Origin of the sequence: Vibrio hangzhouensis (assembly GCF_900107935.1) — a bacterium.
Classification (GTDB): Bacteria; Pseudomonadota; Gammaproteobacteria; order Enterobacterales; family Vibrionaceae; genus Vibrio; species Vibrio hangzhouensis.
The window spans coordinates 309,913-327,068 of record NZ_FNVG01000002.1; the positions used below are offsets into that span (position 1 = coordinate 309,913).

Sequence of the window (17,156 nt, forward strand, 5' to 3'; positions counted from 1 at the left end):
CCGTCACCACTTAATGTAAATAGGCGTACCAATCTTCACTAACGATACCAGTTCATCCATTTCTTCGTTGGTAATGGCAATACAGCCATTGGTCCAGTCAAAGCTCTGTACAAACTGAGGCGGCTTGGTATTGTCGTTTTTCAAACCATGGATCTTTATGTTACCACCGGGATCGACACCAAGACTCTGAGCCCGGTTTCTGTCACGCAAGTTTGGGTAGTTAATGTGCATAGACCGATAAAATGCTGAATCATCCATGACGAAGTCCAGATAGTACCGACCTTCAGGCGTGCGATTATCGCCCTCCTGAATTTTATGACCCCGTGGATTCTTGCCGAGCGCAATGCGATATTCACGCACGATAACATCGCCATCCATCAGGTACATTCGTCTCTTCGACTTCTTTACCTCAACCCGATCTACAATCACATCCCTTGTTAAATCAAATCCAAACGATTTAAACGGCAGTAGACACACTGCCAAAAAAACTAATAACCACTTATACATCAGTCTATCCCCAAAAAACTGACGAGAATTTTAACCGTTTCTGACAAGGGTTCCAACGCAGTGTCTTGATTCATATTCCTCTATCAGTATAGAAGCTGAATTCCTGGAATGATTATTGCTGCTCAGCAACACTGTGTTTTTAAAATCACCATATATCAACAATAGAGAATTCCCTACAATGTGCACCTCTTCTAAGTGAAGTCAGTCATTAACATAAGGTGTATATATGAGAAAGTTGATTGTTATTACAGGTGCAAGTTCTGGTATTGGTGAAGCAATAGCCCGTCGTTTAAGCGATGCGGGTCACCCACTATTACTGTTGGCTCGCCGTGTAGAGAAACTTGAAGCACTGCAACTCCCTAACACACTATGTGAAAAAGTAGACATCACTGATAAAGTGACTTTTGAAGCTGCGATTGCTAAAGCAGAAGCGCAGTTTGGCCCGGCAGACGCACTTATCAACAACGCCGGTGTCATGCTTTTGGGCCAGATTGACACACAGGATGCCTCGGAATGGAAAACCATGTTTGACGTCAACGTACTGGGTCTGTTAAACGGCATGCAAGCGGTGCTGGCACCAATGAAAGCCCGCAACACGGGAACCATCATCAATATCAGTTCCATCGCTGGCCGCAAGACCTTTGGTAATCATGCCGCCTACTGTGGAACCAAATTCGCTGTTCACGCAATTTCCGAGAATGTGCGTGAAGAAGTGGCTGAATCCGACGTACGCGTGGTGACTATTGCGCCTGGAGCAGTAGAAACTGAACTGCTGTCCCATACCACTTCTCAAGAGATAAAAGATGGTTACGACGAATGGAAAGAAGTGATGGGTGGCGTGTTAGCTGCAGATGACGTGGCTCGTGCGGTAGAATTTGCCTACTCACAACCTCAAAATGTCTGCATTCGTGAGATCGTTCTGGCCCCGACACGCCAGCAACCTTAATCCGATAGAAACGACACAGAGCCAAGCGACCAGTGAGTGGGTCGCTTGGTTTGCCGTATATCTATTTGATAGGCAGGTGCCCAGACTTAAACCATATGGTGGTGGGACCATTGACGTAAGGTTGGTGATGGCTTTCATGGGGGTTGCGGGTCCAGGTGCCCTTTGGGTACTCGCCCATTTCATCAATAAGCGTCCCTTCTAAAACGAATATTTCTTCACCACCAAAGTGACCGTGGGAGTGGTAGCTATCTTCACCTGTCCACCTGATCAACACTACCCTTTCGTTTTTGAAGTGGTGTAGTGGCAAAATTTCCATCTGTCCGATACTGGGTTGCCATGTCGCAACATTGGTATCTATGCACACCGGGGTCAAGTCCTCAGGGTCAAACTGATTCAGCTTAACCAGAATAATACAGCCCTGTTCGCTAAACGGGGCATGTGCGCTGCCCGGAGGGTTGCGAATATATGTTCCGGCCGGGTAATCCCCATGCTCATCAGAAAACACCCCCTGCAAAACCAGGATTTCCTCCCCAAGTGGGTGAGTGTGACGATGAAAACTGGCCCCGGGTAAATATTCGACGATACTGGTGACATGACCTGATTCAGCGGCCTCTCGCTCCAGCGGTTTTCGGTTCACTCCGCTTTCCGGCGAAGCGATCCATGTCATTTGCTCTGTGTCGATCACGATCCGCTGCGAAAAGTCCATGTTTAACATACTCGTATTCCTTGTTCTCTGTCGCATTAATTATACGCCGAGATTTGCCCAGGCCCATAACTTAAAATATATCAAATTGCATCTAGCGGCATTTGTTTGTAATCAGTTGTAAATTTATGAGCCACTCGGTCTTTATACAATAAATTTCACCATGATATTTAATATATCGCGTGACCTCTCAAACCCTAGTCTTCCTTTATTTTAAAATAGCAGTCAGTTAATTATCACTCACGTTTCAAAGGAGAAGCGCTATGGAGAAGATCATCAATGCAATTGGCCTGGGCATCATTGCCAGTAAGTACGCTATTGTTCTGTTAATGGCTGGCATTACCGTCAGTACCGGTGCCATAGCAATGGAACTTATGTGTACAGGGTTAGAAAACTCCGATTAAATTCCGTAGGGAATATTTTGCAACATTCTTTTTATTTAACCTCTTACGTTGCTAAATATTTTGGGAGCTATTAAGCTCCCTTTTTTTAATTGTAAATATATTATTCCTGCCATAAAAACCTAACCCCATATATTTCATATTATTATCTCATTTTGTTCGTGTTCACCCTGCAACATTTGTATACAATAGCGTATCTTCTATGCTGCTTTTGCTCTTTACAAGGGAGTCCTCATGTTTGCTGACTGGTTAAGTCACACGGGTCTTATTGCGATGCTACTGATCTTTGTGGGCTCATTCGTCCAAACCGCTATTGGCTTCGGCCTTGCTATCGTTGCCGCGCCTTTGCTATTCCAGGTATCGCCTGACTACGTGCCGGCGCCTATTTGTCTGGTCGCACTGTTCATCTCCCTGCTCAACGCAGCAAAACATCGCTCCAGTATTGCCATTGGTGGATTAAAAATGGCCATGATAGGACGCATCCCCGGATCGATTGCCGGTGCCGCATTGTTACTGTATGTATCGACGCAGGTTCTGTCTTTGTGGTTGGGTTTTTTGGTAGTGTTTGCTGTGGTTGTCAGCATGCTGCCGTTCCGAATTGAGCCGACGCCAACAAGAATGGGCATCGCCGGATTTTTCTCTGGATTTTTTGGTACCAGCAGTGCCATCGGAGGACCACCAATGGCCTTGTTACTTCAACACCAAGAGGCCAACCAGTTAAGAGGCAATTTATCCGCTTTCTTCGTCTTCAGTTCAATCATGTCATTGGTCGTGCAAGCACCTATAGGCTTCCTGACGCTGCATCACTTGTATATCACCGTTCCGCTAATCCCCGCAGCCTGGTTAGGCTATAAAATCGCTTTGATCACGACTCACTCTCTCCCCAAGGAAAAGATCCGCATCGGAGCATTGTCGTTGTGTTCGATAAGCGGCATCACAGCGATAGTTCAGGGTCTAAGCTAGTCGTCTTCATAGAGTTCAACATCAAGAGACCACCAAATTATGACAACAACGATACCCAAGTCACCTTGATAAGGCGCCTTGGGTGTCGGTTCAAAGTTTCTTCATCCCTTTCGGACAGGTATCTAGATGGGTTGTCACCACCAACCCCTTGTCCGTTAAACAGATATTCCCCGGAGCCCCGCCCTCCTCGGCGAATGCGAACAGAGAACAGGTCACGCTGAAGACAAAAACAATCAGTGATTTCATAGCATGGTATCCTTTTGAACGTTTCACAACACGAAGCATATTTACTAGCTTCGTACTTTTAGCCTAGTCAAAAAAAACCATAAGCACCAAATAACTTTTCTTTTAAATTCAGATAGATAACATAATGAAATCATTCAATGCAAACCCATAAGCACGGAGAATACCAATACATCAAAACAGCGATGCCATACAATGTGCCGCTGCTTATAGCTGTGCTTTTGATTGACTTTCTGAATAAAAATTAACCTTACGATTACACAACACCCTAAATAACTTCTTACAATTTCGGCCATTCACGTACAAATTGAGCCATTCGCTTATGAAACCAAACAAAGGATTCGTTGCATTAATCGTTAGCGTATTTGCACTCACTGGCGCGAGTGTCATTGACTTAGATACCCCACCCATCCAGCAGCAATTTCAGGCTTCAGCCAACGCCGTCAAAGAAACCTATGAATCACGGCTGTTTACGCTTTCTCCTTATAAACAGGGACATTTTGGACTGCGTATGTATCGCCAAACTCAGGATGCCAAATACAATAATGTGGTACTGGGTGATTTGGCGAACGTCACTAATCGTGTCAACCGACTCGTAGCGGAAGTCACCACGCCAACCGCTATTCGTGAGTACTCCCTTCGCCGCTTAAATGATTACAAGAAAGGTAAGGATGAGCGCAGTCAACGCCGCTACAAAGCCACTAAGAATGATCCGGAATACTTCTATATGGGGCTGGATCTGCTGCGCTACATGGCTCGACTTAATGAATATGGTGTCCAACATCACGACGACAAAAAATTAAGAAAAATCCTAAACAGTTATGACTTCAAAGCCGCACTCACCGATGAGGGAATGATCACCGCGTGGGCTGCACAGTTGGCTAATCAGGCCTACTGGCTCAAGCAAATTGGCGAACAAGATTTGGTTGACGAGTTCGTTACTGCGTTTAGAAAAACCTACCCAGATGGTGAAGATTACCGCTTAAGTCCACAGCAGTTCGGCAACAAACTTTATGGCATGACCCACATCATTCTTGCTGACTCAGGTTACTATCAAAGGCAGGTCAATGAAGCAGAGCATCAATGGATCTTTGATTATTTCCGCAAGAACATTGACGACATCATCCTTCATACTAAGGAAGATGTCATCGCCGAAGTAGGGCTTAGCTTTCTGTTGGCCGGGTTGGAAGACGACCCAGTGGTACAGAAAGCCCGTACAGCGATTCGCCAGTCAATCGACAAGGAGAAAGGCATGATACCATCGGTGTCCGGTGATTTTGACTTTGCTTATGGCGAACACCGAAATGTTCTCGCCATCATGCTTCTTGACTGGCAGGCACCAAAAGAGGGGCCAAGTACCACTACTACGCCAAAACTTTTTGCCAAATTGCCCTACGGCGTCGAGAGTAAGCGTGAAATAACACGCTCAAAAGGATAAATATACTCAAGTGACCTCAAGATGTAGGACTCAGAGCTTCATCAAGGTGTTCAGTTCAAGGAAAATAGTTGAAGGAATGGTATTCCCTTGAGAAGCTATTTGACGCAGAAATGGGCACCTTGATGAGCTCCCAAAGGGAGAGTTTAATTGAGTATATAAACAACTCAATGCAGTAGTTTTACGGTACTCCAACGCCTGAATATTGGTTACAAAGTGTTGCAGGTTAAGGAGTACCGAATGTCTAACACCAAACAACGCGCCAAAGAGCGATTAAAAGCCGATATTCTTAATTACCAGTTTCCCCCGGGTCAAAGACTAAAAGTCGATGACCTGGCCAAATTGTATCAAGTCGGCCTCTCCCCTATGCGTGAAGCCATCATGGCTTTGAGCAGCGAGGGCTTTGTCGACTACAAAACCCACTTGGGTGGATTTGTCTCTAATGTCACTAGGCAGGAATTTTCCGAATCTGTGGCTGTGGCTAAGTTTCTTTACGCCCAACTGTTGCAGCAAAGTGAGGCCAGTGTATCGACTGACGGGCGTCAGAAGGCCAAAGTACTCCATTACGAATTATCGGTGGCACTGAGAAATTACCCGCTCACCGTGAGCCATATCGACAGAATAGAAAAGCTGTTTCTGCGATACTTAGTGACGCTGGTTGCCCACGAGCCAAAGACCATCTCCCATCAATTGCTGGAAACCACTTTAGGTGTGCTTGCCCGTTACAGAAGGCTCTATTTTCTGAAGACTGGCAACTACGGCTGTATGATCGATCTGAACGCACTCAGCAAGTTGCCGGGTTGCCTACGTATGAGCGACAAAACCCAGACTTCGAAAGTCATTGCTCTGTCGATTCAGGCCAACCCACAGGAAATAGAGCACGTCTTCGGCTTGGTCCATCCATAACACCGCGTTTTTGCGCGAGCAGCTTTCGTTTTAACCGCATTCAGTCAACGGTATTCTCACGCCATGTCCTCAGACAGCTTTGAATCTTTGCTTCTATCCCAGATCGACAACTTGCACAAAAGCCCGGTCAGCGCTTTTGTACGGACCTGGGAACACTGTGCAAAGGGAGTTTTGGAGCACTTTTCAATTGATAGACTGACCCTGTTTCCAAATTCAATGATCCTGCTTCAGGACAACAAGACCCTGTCCCTGTCGCGCAATAGTGAACAGAAATTGGTCAAACACCAGTATCTATCTCCGGACGGTAGCCATGAACGCTACCTGTCGCTACTCAGGGCCAATGTTCTATATCGTACGATTGATGAGCGCACACTCAGACATTCAGATAACTTTGTACTCCGAAAGCTTTATCTTCATGGGGGGCGCTGGCACGCCATCATTCCTCTTGGACTATTTGGCAATCATTGGGGCGCGATCTCTCTGACCACTTTTCATCGTGGTCGCTGCAATTTCACTCATTCAACGGCTTTGAAAATCAAAGCCATCGCCGAGATGTGGCTCTGTTACTGGCAGCATGCCGATATGCGTATTGGCCTACAGCGCAATGAGCAGGATGTACAACAACAAATAGACATCAAACGCCTGGAAAAACTCACTATCAAACAGACCAAAATTTTATCGCTGCTTGCTCAGGGCTTGTCCGCTAAAGAGTGTGGTGAACGGCTGTTTCTGAGCCCAAGAACGATTGAGTCTCATAAATATCGCATGCAAATCAGTCTGGGATTAGAGAGCCGCAAGGATTTGATACCATTTGCATTACGTAACGGATTAGGGGTCCCAGTGGAAAGCTAAATCGCCACAACGTATCTATACTTGCTCATAGCAGAACAACAACCTGAGTATGAACAACCTATGGCCGAAAAAAGCTTTGAATCTCTGGTGCTATCTCAGTCCGATAAACTTCGCAAAGGAACGATGGAACAGTTCATCGATATCTGGAAGCTCTGCGCTAATGAACTCCTAGAGTACTACGACTTAGATAGACTGACTGTCTTCCCCAATTCAGTGATTTTACTGCGCGATCATAAAACCCTCTCTTACGCCCGGAACAATACCCCTTCATTACAAAAACAAGATTATTTATCCATAAATGGCAATCACGAGCGCTATCTAAAGCTCCTCAATATGAGGCAACCTTATCGGGAATTTAATGAACAATCCCTCAAAACGACAGACCAACACGTGCTGCGGCGATTGTATCAACAAGGTGGACGCTGGCACGCTATTATTCCCCTACACTTTTTTGGCGCCCCCTGGGGAGCCATTTCGGTTGCAAACTTTGGTAGGGGAAACGACCGATTCAATGAGCAAAAGGCTCAACAAATAAGGGTAGTTGCCGAGATGTGGCTGTGTTTCTGGCAATACGCTGGGCTGCATCTGGGACTAAGGGGAAACAACGGCAGAGTCACGCAAGATACCGACAATGAACTCATGGTTAAGTTATCCGATAAACAAACCAAGATCTTGTCACTAATGGCACAAGGTTTGTCCGCGAAAGAGTGTGGTGATCTTATGTTTATCAGCCCAAGAACCGTTGAATCCCACAAGTATCGTCTCCAGAATGTACTAGGGCTGAGCAGTAAAGCAGAATTGGTTCAGTTTGCTTTACGAAATGGTCTGGGCTCTACGCTCAATAACAAATAAGCCCCAACAAGAGTTGAGGCTTTCCGTGCAACGGTTACGTGCTTTATAGGTGTTTTAACGATATTCCATCAGCATTAAACAGGTGAATTTTCTCAGGTGACGCTGTCAGGTGAATGGTCTCTCCTTTATGGTAATCAAGGATGCCCGGCAATTTAGCGACTACGGCATCGTCATGCCCTTGCACATTAATGTGCAGTAGTGTCACTTCACCCAAAGACTCGACAAACAGCACCTGGCCCGACACCAGTGCATCTGCTTCTTCAGCCACCAGAAAATCTTCCGGACGAATACCCAATTGCAGTTCCGCTCCCGCCAATGACTCGTTGGAGCGAACCGGCACTTCGATATTGTGTCCACTTTCCGCAGTCACGATGGAAGTTTCCCCGGTTTTTTCCATGCGCGCTTTACTGATATTCATCGCCGGAGAACCAATAAACTGCGCCACAAACACGTTCGCAGGGTCGGTGTACAACTCTAGTGGCGTGCCGACTTGTTCAATGCGTCCCGCCGACAGTACAACGATTCGATCTGCTAATGTCATCGCCTCCACCTGATCATGGGTAACATAGATCATAGTGGTCTCGGTCAGCTCTTCTTTTAAGTTAGCGATCTCAATACGCGTCTGTACCCTTAGCGCCGCATCAAGGTTAGAGAGCGGTTCATCAAACAAGAACACTTTCGGCTGACGAACAATCGCTCGACCGATGGCTACGCGTTGACGCTGACCACCAGAGAGTGCCTTTGGTAAACGGTCCAGATACGGTTCAAGTTGCAGCATACGCGCCGCTTCCATGACACGTTCATGAATCGCGTCTTTCGACTCTTTGGCGATGCGCATCGCAAAGGCCATATTGTCGTACACCGTCATGTGCGGATACAGCGCATAGGTCTGGAACACCATCGCAATACCGCGCATTGCAGCAGGCAACTCATTCACTCGAGCCTCTTCGATACGAAGCTCGCCCGAAGTAATGTCTTCCAAACCAGCAATCATGCGCAATAGCGTCGATTTACCACAGCCCGATGGGCCTACAAACACGATGAATTCGCCCTGATCGATATCCAGATCGATCCCATGCAGCACCTGAGTTTCACCGTATGATTTTTTAACGTTTGTTAAAGATAATCCTGTCATTTCATTCTTCTCATCGTTGAATCAGGAACTGCTTACTTAACAGAACCAGAAAGTAGTCCACGAACCAGATAACGTTGCAGTGTGAAAAACACCGCCAATGGCACTGCTATCGAAACGAAGGCCGATGCCGTTAGAATTTCCCAGTTACCGCCTCGAGAGCCAAGCATCTCACGCAACCTTGCGGTCAGCACCATATGCTCTTCTCCTGTTCCCAGGAACACGGTCGCGACCAGTAGGTCATTCCATACCCACAAGAACTGGAAAATCCCAAATGAGGCCAGAGCCGGAAACGAGAGTGGCAAAACAATTCGCATGAAGATTTCAAAATCCGTCGCCCCATCTACCTTAGCTGATTCGATGATCTCACGAGGTAAACTGGAGATGTAGTTACGCAGCAAATAGATCGCTAACGGCAAACCAAAACCTGTATGGGCAAGCCAGATCCCAAGGTACGTTTTTGCGCCAACACCAAAAAACGCCCCAATGTCATTGTACAAACGCAATAGTGGAATCAGTGACATTTGCAGTGGCACCACCAGCAAGCCCACCACCATCGCAATCAATAAGTTGCGTCCAGGCATCTTCATCCACGACAAGGCGTAAGCCGCATAGGCGGCAATCAAGATAGGAATGATCGTCGCAGGAATGGTAACCGTCAGGGAGTTAATAAATGAGCGACCGATACCCTCCGCCGTTAACACTTCCCGATAGTTGTCGAGGCCAAACTTAGGCGGAACAACTGCGGTAAAGAAGATCCGCTTGCCCCGCTTTCCTTTGAAAGGCTCCAGAGACGTCATTTTATAGTGACCATCCTCGGTCACCGTCAAAGAGCCGCCATCTTTCATCTCTGCAACCTGACCCGGGATAAATTTGGTCGGTTCTCTGGAAGAGAATCCAAACGCCATGACATCCGTCGGATTACCATCAACCAAAAGCTGCCCGGACAACACATAGACATCACCCTCCTGAATTTGGGTATCCGGCGCCCCTGTCCGGTCAACCAAGTTCTGCTCTGAAGCCGTCAGTGATGTCCACCAACCAGACAGAGCAAGCTGTTCTTTATCTCTGAAAGACGAAATAAACAGACCAGCCGTCGGCAACGTCCAAAGGATGACAATCAATAGCACGGAAAGATGCACTAGAATCGTCAACGGTGAGCGCCTGAGTTTGCTCATACTGAATTTGGCGTTATCCGCCTCGATAGCCGGGGAAGTTTGTACTTTCTCAGTCATTATCTTCCCTCCATCTGTGCGCTCGCCTGACGCATGTTCCAAACCATGACAGGTATAACCGCGACCATAATGACCACGGCAATGGCTGCGCCGCGACCAAAGTCACCGCCGCCGCGGAACATCCAGTCAAACATCATATTTGCCAATACCTGAGTACTCCATTGACCGTTTGTCATCGCCAATACAATATCGAAGACTTTAAGCACCAAGATGGTGATGGTAGTCCAGACCACCGCTATCGTTCCCCAGATTTGTGGGATCAGGATTTTGAAGAAAATTTGCACTCCGTTAGCACCATCAAGCACGGCGGCTTCCACAGTCTCCTCCGGAATACCACGCAATGCAGCGGATAAAATCACCATCGCAAAGCCAGTTTGAATCCAGATCAGAATCACCATTAAAAAGAAATTGTTCCAGAACGGTATGGTGATCCACGCTTCAGCCGTACCACCGAAATACTCGACGATGGCATTCAGAATACCGATTTGTTCTGAGCCGGGAGCACGATAATCGTAAACAAACTTCCAGATAATCGACGCCCCGATAAATGAGATCGCCATCGGCATGAAAATCAGACTCTTAGCGATATTCCCCCAGCTTACTTTGTCAGTCAGCGCTGCGATAACCAAGCCAAAAAACGTCGATGCTGCTGGCACAACAAGCAACCACAACAGGTTATTAAACAGAGACTCTCTGAACTCTGGGTCTTTGAAGAGCCAGACGTAGTTCCCCATGCCAACGAACGCGTCGCCATTTCTGTCGTGCAACGACAGGTAAAAAGACTCGAACACCGGATAAATCAAATACAGCCCCAGAAACGCCAGAGCAGGCCCCAAAAACAGCCAGGGACGGATTGACGCCGCACGCCTTAAGTTCTGAGCCATGGTTTGATTCGATACATTACGGGTGGGAAAGATAATGGTGAGCAACCAGTTAGTGCCGACAAAATAGACCACACAGCCAGCCACACCCAGTGCCATGATAAATAAAGAGGAATAAAGCTGTTCCATCACTACCTCGCTTTATTTGTAACCTTACGATAGCTTGATAAACGAAAGCCGATAGACGCCCCAATGAATTACGTCTACCGGCATCGCATCACTTCGTAAAGTGACTTACGTGTTTGCAGAGTTACTTAAGAGCATCCCACGTTTTTTGCACATCGTTGGCAACATCCTGAGCCGATTTACCACCACTGTAGTCAACCATGCCAGTCCAGAATGCACCTGCACCGATTTTACCTGGCATCAGGTCAGAGCCATCGAAACGGAATGTGGTCGCTTCAAGCAGGATTTCACCCTGTTTCTTCAATGTGTCATTGCCGTAAGCATCCACGTTGGCACCTTTGTGAGGCGTCAAGAAGCCAGACTGTGCCATCCAGATTTCATGTGCAATCGGTGATTGCAAGAACTCCATGAAAGCACGCGCTGCTTTCGAATCTTTGGTGATGCTCCACATGGTACCCGCACCCAGTACAGGTTTGCCCAAGTCTTTAGATTCATAGGCAGGGAAGTAGAAGAAGTCAACATCTTCACCCAGCTCAGTTCCCTCTGGGAAGAAGCTTGGAATGAACGAAGCCTGACGGTGCAGGTAGCACTTAGCGGGAGATGTAAACAGACCTTTTGGTGAGTCACGGAAATCCGTCGCTGCTACGGCACGGGCACCACCATCAACAAATTTGTCATTGCGAACAAACCAACCGAATTCGTCAATAGCATCGACCACTTTCTTGTCATTGAATTTAAGCTCATTGGTCGTCCACTTATCGTAGTCAGCAGGAGACTGTGTGCGCAACATCATGTCTTCTACCCAGTCCGTCGCGGGCCAACCTGTCGCACCACCTGAACCCAAACCGACGCACCAAGGCGTTTCACCGTCTTCTACGATCTGTTCTGTCAGTGCTTTCAGCTCTTCCATGGTTTGTGGTACTTCGTAGCCTGCGTCTTCAAAGTTTTCAGGCACGTACCAAACCAGTGACTTCAGATCCACTTTGTAGAAAAAGCCATAAAGATGATCTTTTCCATCTTTATCTGCGAATGTTCCCAGATCGACCCAGGAAGAACCGGCAGCATAGTTGTCATTGATCCACTCACCCATTTTCGGGTCCAGTGGAGTCAGGAATCCTTTCGACGCAAGGTCAGCAGCAAGACCAGGTTGTGGGAAGATCGCAATATTCGGTGCACTACCCGCTTGCACATCAATTGCAATTTGTTGTTCAAAAGAGTCGGAGCCAGAGTATTTCACATCGGCACCGGTTGCCGCTTCAAAATAAGCGATAACACTTTCAACCAGCTCTTTATCTTCCGTTAGCCAAGGACCAAAGATAGTGACTGTTTCACCCTTCAGATCCATGTTTTTCAGTTCTTCGTAACTCTGCCAGTTAAAACGGGCATCTTCGCCTGGTGTGTACTTCAGGTCAGCGGCGAAAGCGGAGGAAGCAGAAATAGCAAGAGCTACTGCACTAGCAAGTAGGGAGGTTTTCATCAGTAAGACTCCATGTATTCAGATACTTTGTTTCGATTATTATAGTCAGTTTTCGTGTCTTAGACTTAAACCGTAACTAAATTACTTAATCGGTTAAGCCGTTAGTAATTACCATAAAACCTAATTGACAATTCGACCACTTGAGTTCCAATTCTTGTGTCTTCGATCAAGTTTTATAACTTAGCCGTTACAAATAAGTGACAGGCGTCAAACTAATCATAACCATCATGAAATTTCGAGTTCTTATTCTTTCTTAAACGTTTTAGACTCATTGAGAATATTTCGCTATTCTAGATTGAAGATAATCATTAAACAGGTCATTACTGGTATGGAAAGGAAGAAACCGACACTGAAAACCGTCGCCGCACATCTAGGCGTATCAACGGCTACCGTCTCAAATGCATTCAACCGTCCGAATCAGTTATCAAAGGCTTTACGCGAAAACATCCTGCTCGAATGCGAAAAGCTGGGCTATACCGGCCCCAGCATCACGGCAAGAAGTCTGCGTACTGGTAAAACCGGGGTGATTGGTGTTCTTCTGGCTGACAACCTGGCTTATAACTTTACCGACCCTGTAGCAACTGAGTTTTTAGCTGGAATATCAAAAACTTTAGACGAGTCCCATGTCAACATGCTGCTGTTGCCATCTAACAGCGAGAACTATCAGAACACGCAGGTTGAAACCATTCCGGATAGTTTCATCGTCTATGGCAAACCTGTGGACTCAAACGTCATTAACCTGATTTTAAGACAGCACAAGCCCGTGGTGGCTGTTGACTTCTCACTACCGGATATACCGTCTATCAATATCGATAACCGCAAGGCCAGTTACAGCATCGCTAAGCATGCGATACACAGCGCCGATGACAACATCCTGATTTTGGGATTGCGCTTAGAGCCTTCAACGTCTCTGTCTCTGGCAAATCTGGACAATCTGTATACCAGCGAGGAGTCGGTGTCACGATGCCGTTTTGAAGGCTACAAGCAAGCCTTGGAAGAGAACGGCATCGAGCTGTCATTCGAGAACGTTTGGCAGATTCATGATTTGGAAGAGGCGACACTTAAAACCATGTTACGAGGCGCATTGACCGCACCCAAAAAGGTTGATGCCTTATTGTGTATGAGTGACAAGATCGCTCTTGCTGCCTTGGATGTCGCCAATGAACTCAATCTTGATATCCGCATAGTCGGGTTTGATGGCATCCCGAAAGCCGCAGATGCTGGCCTGACTACCGTGCAGCAACCAATCACAGAAAAAGGCCGAATCGCCGCACAGATGGCGCTGGGCCAGATACCCTACCAATCTATCCAGCTGGACACGGAGCTGATTGTTCGCACCAGCGGTTAGAACTTACCTCACTTGCTAAGGAGAAAGGATCCATGAGTACGGAGCAACTGGAAAAACGTTGGTGGCATGACGCCGTCGTTTATCAAATTTATCCAAGAAGTTTCAATGACTCAAATGGTGATGGAATTGGCGATATTCCGGGTATTATTGAGAAACTCGATTATATCCAGGCTCTGGGCACCAATGTCATCTGGTTAAGTCCGGTCTACAAGTCGCCGATGGATGATAATGGCTACGATATTTCTGGCTATCGTGAGATTGCACCAGAGTTTGGCACTATGGCTGATATGGAAAAGCTACTGTACGAAGCCGATAAGCGTGGCATCAAGATTGTGATGGACCTAGTAGTAAACCACACATCTGATGAACACCCATGGTTTATCGAGTCCAAAAGCAGCAAGGATAACCCGAAACGAGACTGGTATATCTGGAAGGATCCCAAGGAAGATGGCAGCGAGCCCAACAACTGGGAATCTTTCTTTAAGCCCAAAGCGTGGACGCTGGATGAAACCACCGGACAATATTACCTACACCTCTTTAGCAACAGACAGCCGGATTTGAACTGGGCCAACCCAGAAGTACGCGAAGCTGTCTACGACATGATGCACTTCTGGCTGAAGAAGGGGTTGGGTGGCTTCCGAATGGATGTGATCAACATGATTGGTAAACCCTCAGATTTCCCGGATGCCACCATCTTCGATTCGGGCGTAGCGGGCTGGGAGCACTGGTCAAATAACCTATTGGTACACCAATATTTGCGTGAAATGCACGACAAAGTGCTCAAACACTATGACGTCCTGACCGTTGGTGAAACGCCCTTCACCACCACACTCGATGGCCGTTACTACTCCCATCCAGACCGTAACGAAATCAGCATGATTTTCCAGTTTGAACACGTCAGCATTGACCGTGAGGAACACAATGCCGTCAAGAAAGACTTCGATCTGGTGCAGTACAAAGAGATCATGTCACGCTGGCAGGAAGATTTGTACCAGAAAGGCTGGAATAGTGTGTACTGGAGTAACCACGATCAGCCAAGAACAGTCTCACGCTATGGTTCGGATTCTCCAGAGTACCGCGTCATTAGTGCCAAAATGCTCGGTACCGTGCTTCATATGATGAGCGGTACGCCATACATCTATCAGGGCGAAGAGATCGGCATGACCAATAAGCACTTCAATAATATTGAAGAGTTTAACGATCTGATGGCTAAGTTCCACTATCAAAAAATGATGGAGCGCGGCGTATCTGAAGAAGACGCTATCGCATTTCTCAATGACTTCTCAAGAGACCATGCTCGCGTTCCTGTGCAATGGAATACCACCGAGCATGCCGGGTTTACCTCAGGTACACCCTGGCTGCCTGTGAACGAAAACTACGTTGATATCAATGCGGAGCAGGCCGTCAACGATGAGCACTCCATTTATCATCACTACCGTCAACTGGTAGCGCTGCGTAAGAGTGACGAATTTGGTGACGTCGTGGTCTACGGTAACCACACCCTCCTCGATCCACAGGACGCTGAGGTGTACGCCTACATTCGCTCCAATGGTGAAAAGTCTCTGCTAACCATTGCTAACTTTACCAATCAAACACTGGAAAGAACCTATCAAGGCAGTGTGAAGCAGGTGGTCATCAATAACTACCCGAATGCACCGAGCTCACTGCATGAACTGGAGTTGAAACCGTATCAGGCGTTAGTTGTGGAGATTTAGTACAAATTTTGACTAACAAGACGAAAAGGAGCCTCAGGCTCCTTTTTTGTATTCTACAGAGTCAGTAAAGTCGCACCGACCAACTCTATTCTTCATTAACTGTGGATGTTCAATCCTGTCTCAGGAAAAAAGTTGGCCCAGACAATCCAGAACGCCCCGGATTTTACGGTCTCAACCCGCTTTAATACCGTCCCTAAATCAGTTGCACCATGCACATCAACAGTGTTCACAGAATACCTCGCTGGATTATAAAATACACCCAGGCTTTCCGCTTCCTGATCGTAACTGATAACCACATCTTTTCCCCCAATAACCGCATTGATCAGATTACCGTTTTGACGCACAAACGCTTCCGTATACGCCACATAATCATCATCAATGTTAAACCCCCATACAAGTTCTTTACTTGGCAGCCGGCCGTCTATGTTCTTTATGGTTGGAAACACTGGTTTTGGTGACGTATGTTGATAACGAACAGAAGCTCGAAAGATGAGTTCGATACACCTGTCATAGCAGAACTTAAACGGATTCATCCAAAAGCTCGTTCGTGTATCTTCTACCAGATAATCATTTACATACACACTCCCTTCCGGAAAAACCTCTACGAATCGATGGTACGGCATACGAAACGAAGGAACCTCTGACATCCTGCTTGCATTGTTTTGCAGTGCATCTACCTCTTTTTGTCCCCATAACTGCTGAATGGGCTCACCGCTTACTTCATCCGCCAATACCAGGTTGTTTTCTAACTGAGTCATTGGACGCAATTTTACTGGCACGCCATCTATCTCGGGGGTAAACGCCACGCCAAGATTGGTCAGGCCGCAATATGTCATCACCACATTTTCTCCACCTTGCTGCCCATTGCTAGCAACATGAGGACGAAGCATCTGCTTATCGGAATGAGCACGAGCGTCTCCATTTACCACAGTAACAATGACACTTTCATTGCTGTCCACATACTTTTTTCCTTCTTCCACATCAACGAACAGGCCATTACCCTGACGCCCGCGCATCATTAATTCAGGATTAATAGCGCCCGAGAACAACATGGCAGCATTGATGATACTTATGATGGAAATCATGGTTAACGAGAACAAGTTGTCAGTTAGCCCCCACACCAACCAGGCAATCAGTAAAAGCACCACACTCAACGCAGTGAGTTTTTTTCTCTGATACCAGCTACGTAGGGTTTTCTGGCGCTCAGTTTGGATAACCCACTGACTAATGTCTGCCAAGTCTCTAAACAGTAAGAACGAACAGTACGAAGACACCGCCATTGTGATGGTGATAAGGAGTGATGAAATCATCATATTGCCTCAATCTGGATTAGTTAATCTTTGGTTGTTTTCCAGATTAAAGAATTGCGAAATAATTACGCCTCGAAAAGATACTAGTCTTGAGGCGTAAAATCCCGAGTAAAGGTCACCTATC

At 46.8% G+C, this 17,156-nt stretch carries 16 protein-coding genes; 9 read left to right on the forward strand and 7 right to left on the reverse strand.

All coding sequences use genetic code 11. The features are described from left to right. Positions 1–3: 3 nt before the first annotated feature. On the reverse strand, positions 4–510 hold the full coding sequence (locus C4S60_RS03260) for a L,D-transpeptidase family protein (protein ID WP_425275106.1): 507 nt from the start codon (positions 508–510) through the stop codon (positions 4–6). A gap of 223 nt (positions 511–733) precedes the next feature. Here C4S60_RS03260 and C4S60_RS03265 point away from each other — a divergent pair, with 223 nt between their 5' ends. Continuing rightward, complete coding sequence (locus C4S60_RS03265) at positions 734–1,453, forward strand: SDR family oxidoreductase (RefSeq protein WP_103878892.1); 720 nt, start codon at positions 734–736, stop codon at positions 1,451–1,453. Between the two features lie 61 nt (positions 1,454–1,514). On the opposite strand, the gene C4S60_RS03270 is transcribed toward C4S60_RS03265, so the two are convergent. Then, positions 1,515–2,168: a cupin domain-containing protein gene (locus tag C4S60_RS03270; RefSeq protein ID WP_103878893.1), complete on the reverse strand. Its 654-nt coding sequence runs from the start codon at positions 2,166–2,168 to the stop codon at positions 1,515–1,517. A 251-nt stretch (positions 2,169–2,419) separates the two neighbouring features. On the opposite strand from C4S60_RS03270, the gene C4S60_RS23620 reads away from it, so the two are divergent. The 6 genes from C4S60_RS23620 to C4S60_RS03295 all read left to right on the forward strand — a co-directional run bounded on the left by C4S60_RS23620 (position 2,420) and on the right by C4S60_RS03295 (position 7,808). Further along, on the forward strand, positions 2,420–2,560 hold the full coding sequence (locus tag C4S60_RS23620) for a hypothetical protein (protein ID WP_167390952.1): 141 nt from the start codon (positions 2,420–2,422) through the stop codon (positions 2,558–2,560). A gap of 231 nt (positions 2,561–2,791) precedes the next feature. After that, complete coding sequence (locus C4S60_RS03275; RefSeq protein WP_103878894.1) at positions 2,792–3,520, forward strand: sulfite exporter TauE/SafE family protein; 729 nt, start codon at positions 2,792–2,794, stop codon at positions 3,518–3,520. Between the two features lie 565 nt (positions 3,521–4,085). After that, the gene (locus C4S60_RS03280; protein ID WP_103878895.1) at positions 4,086–5,201 is read left to right on the forward strand and encodes a DUF3541 domain-containing protein; all 1,116 of its coding nucleotides are present in this window, start codon (positions 4,086–4,088) and stop codon (positions 5,199–5,201) included. Between the two features lie 237 nt (positions 5,202–5,438). Beyond that, positions 5,439–6,104 (forward strand): GntR family transcriptional regulator, encoded by a 666-nt coding sequence (locus C4S60_RS03285; protein WP_103878896.1) that lies wholly within the window; start codon positions 5,439–5,441, stop codon positions 6,102–6,104. Between the two features lie 171 nt (positions 6,105–6,275). Next, a complete protein-coding gene (locus tag C4S60_RS03290; protein WP_160111326.1) occupies positions 6,276–6,956 on the forward strand; it encodes a helix-turn-helix transcriptional regulator in 681 nt (226 codons plus the stop codon). 60 nt (positions 6,957–7,016) lie between these two features. Next, entirely contained in the window at positions 7,017–7,808 is a 792-nt protein-coding gene (locus tag C4S60_RS03295) for a response regulator transcription factor (RefSeq protein WP_103878898.1), read from the forward strand. A gap of 43 nt (positions 7,809–7,851) precedes the next feature. Here C4S60_RS03295 and C4S60_RS03300 read toward each other — a convergent pair whose 3' ends face one another. The 4 genes from C4S60_RS03300 to C4S60_RS03315 all read right to left on the reverse strand — a co-directional run bounded on the left by C4S60_RS03300 (position 7,852) and on the right by C4S60_RS03315 (position 12,659). Beyond that, complete coding sequence (locus C4S60_RS03300) at positions 7,852–8,943, reverse strand: ABC transporter ATP-binding protein (RefSeq protein ID WP_103878899.1); 1,092 nt, start codon at positions 8,941–8,943, stop codon at positions 7,852–7,854. A 32-nt stretch (positions 8,944–8,975) separates the two neighbouring features. Beyond that, entirely contained in the window at positions 8,976–10,175 is a 1,200-nt protein-coding gene (locus C4S60_RS03305) for a carbohydrate ABC transporter permease (protein ID WP_208623235.1), read from the reverse strand. Next, complete coding sequence (locus tag C4S60_RS03310) at positions 10,175–11,185, reverse strand: carbohydrate ABC transporter permease (RefSeq protein ID WP_103878900.1); 1,011 nt, start codon at positions 11,183–11,185, stop codon at positions 10,175–10,177. The genes C4S60_RS03305 and C4S60_RS03310 overlap by 1 nt, the downstream gene beginning before the upstream one ends. A 121-nt stretch (positions 11,186–11,306) precedes the next feature. Further along, positions 11,307–12,659, reverse strand: coding sequence for an ABC transporter substrate-binding protein (locus tag C4S60_RS03315; protein ID WP_103878901.1), 1,353 nt, complete (start codon positions 12,657–12,659; stop codon positions 11,307–11,309). A 328-nt stretch (positions 12,660–12,987) separates the two neighbouring features. On the opposite strand from C4S60_RS03315, the gene C4S60_RS03320 reads away from it, so the two are divergent. Continuing rightward, positions 12,988–14,007 (forward strand): LacI family DNA-binding transcriptional regulator, encoded by a 1,020-nt coding sequence (locus C4S60_RS03320; RefSeq protein ID WP_103878902.1) that lies wholly within the window; start codon positions 12,988–12,990, stop codon positions 14,005–14,007. Positions 14,008–14,039: 32 nt separating this feature from the next. Further along, the gene (locus C4S60_RS03325; RefSeq protein ID WP_103878903.1) at positions 14,040–15,722 is read left to right on the forward strand and encodes a glycoside hydrolase family 13 protein; all 1,683 of its coding nucleotides are present in this window, start codon (positions 14,040–14,042) and stop codon (positions 15,720–15,722) included. Between the two features lie 95 nt (positions 15,723–15,817). Here the strand turns inward: C4S60_RS03325 and C4S60_RS03330 are convergent, their stop codons facing one another. Further along, entirely contained in the window at positions 15,818–17,035 is a 1,218-nt protein-coding gene (locus tag C4S60_RS03330; RefSeq protein WP_103878904.1) for a DUF3179 domain-containing (seleno)protein, read from the reverse strand. Positions 17,036–17,156: the final 121 nt, after the last annotated feature.

What these genes read in the sequence shown, in the direction of transcription:
- C4S60_RS03330 (WP_103878904.1), bottom strand. Translation starts at nt 17,035, where the DNA reads ATGATGATTTCATCACTCCTTATCACCATCACAATGGCGGTGTCTTCG.
- C4S60_RS03300 (WP_103878899.1), bottom strand. Translation starts at nt 8,943, where the DNA reads ATGACAGGATTATCTTTAACAAACGTTAAAAAATCATACGGTGAAACT.
- C4S60_RS03280 (WP_103878895.1), top strand. Translation starts at nt 4,086, where the DNA reads ATGAAACCAAACAAAGGATTCGTTGCATTAATCGTTAGCGTATTTGCA.
- C4S60_RS03265 (WP_103878892.1), top strand. Translation starts at nt 734, where the DNA reads ATGAGAAAGTTGATTGTTATTACAGGTGCAAGTTCTGGTATTGGTGAA.
- C4S60_RS03310 (WP_103878900.1), bottom strand. Translation starts at nt 11,185, where the DNA reads ATGGAACAGCTTTATTCCTCTTTATTTATCATGGCACTGGGTGTGGCT.
- C4S60_RS03275 (WP_103878894.1), top strand. Translation starts at nt 2,792, where the DNA reads ATGTTTGCTGACTGGTTAAGTCACACGGGTCTTATTGCGATGCTACTG.
- C4S60_RS03305 (WP_208623235.1), bottom strand. Translation starts at nt 10,175, where the DNA reads ATGACTGAGAAAGTACAAACTTCCCCGGCTATCGAGGCGGATAACGCC.
- C4S60_RS03270 (WP_103878893.1), bottom strand. Translation starts at nt 2,168, where the DNA reads ATGTTAAACATGGACTTTTCGCAGCGGATCGTGATCGACACAGAGCAA.
- C4S60_RS03315 (WP_103878901.1), bottom strand. Translation starts at nt 12,659, where the DNA reads ATGAAAACCTCCCTACTTGCTAGTGCAGTAGCTCTTGCTATTTCTGCT.
- C4S60_RS03285 (WP_103878896.1), top strand. Translation starts at nt 5,439, where the DNA reads ATGTCTAACACCAAACAACGCGCCAAAGAGCGATTAAAAGCCGATATT.
- C4S60_RS03295 (WP_103878898.1), top strand. Translation starts at nt 7,017, where the DNA reads ATGGCCGAAAAAAGCTTTGAATCTCTGGTGCTATCTCAGTCCGATAAA.
- C4S60_RS03320 (WP_103878902.1), top strand. Translation starts at nt 12,988, where the DNA reads ATGGAAAGGAAGAAACCGACACTGAAAACCGTCGCCGCACATCTAGGC.
- C4S60_RS23620 (WP_167390952.1), top strand. Translation starts at nt 2,420, where the DNA reads ATGGAGAAGATCATCAATGCAATTGGCCTGGGCATCATTGCCAGTAAG.
- C4S60_RS03325 (WP_103878903.1), top strand. Translation starts at nt 14,040, where the DNA reads ATGAGTACGGAGCAACTGGAAAAACGTTGGTGGCATGACGCCGTCGTT.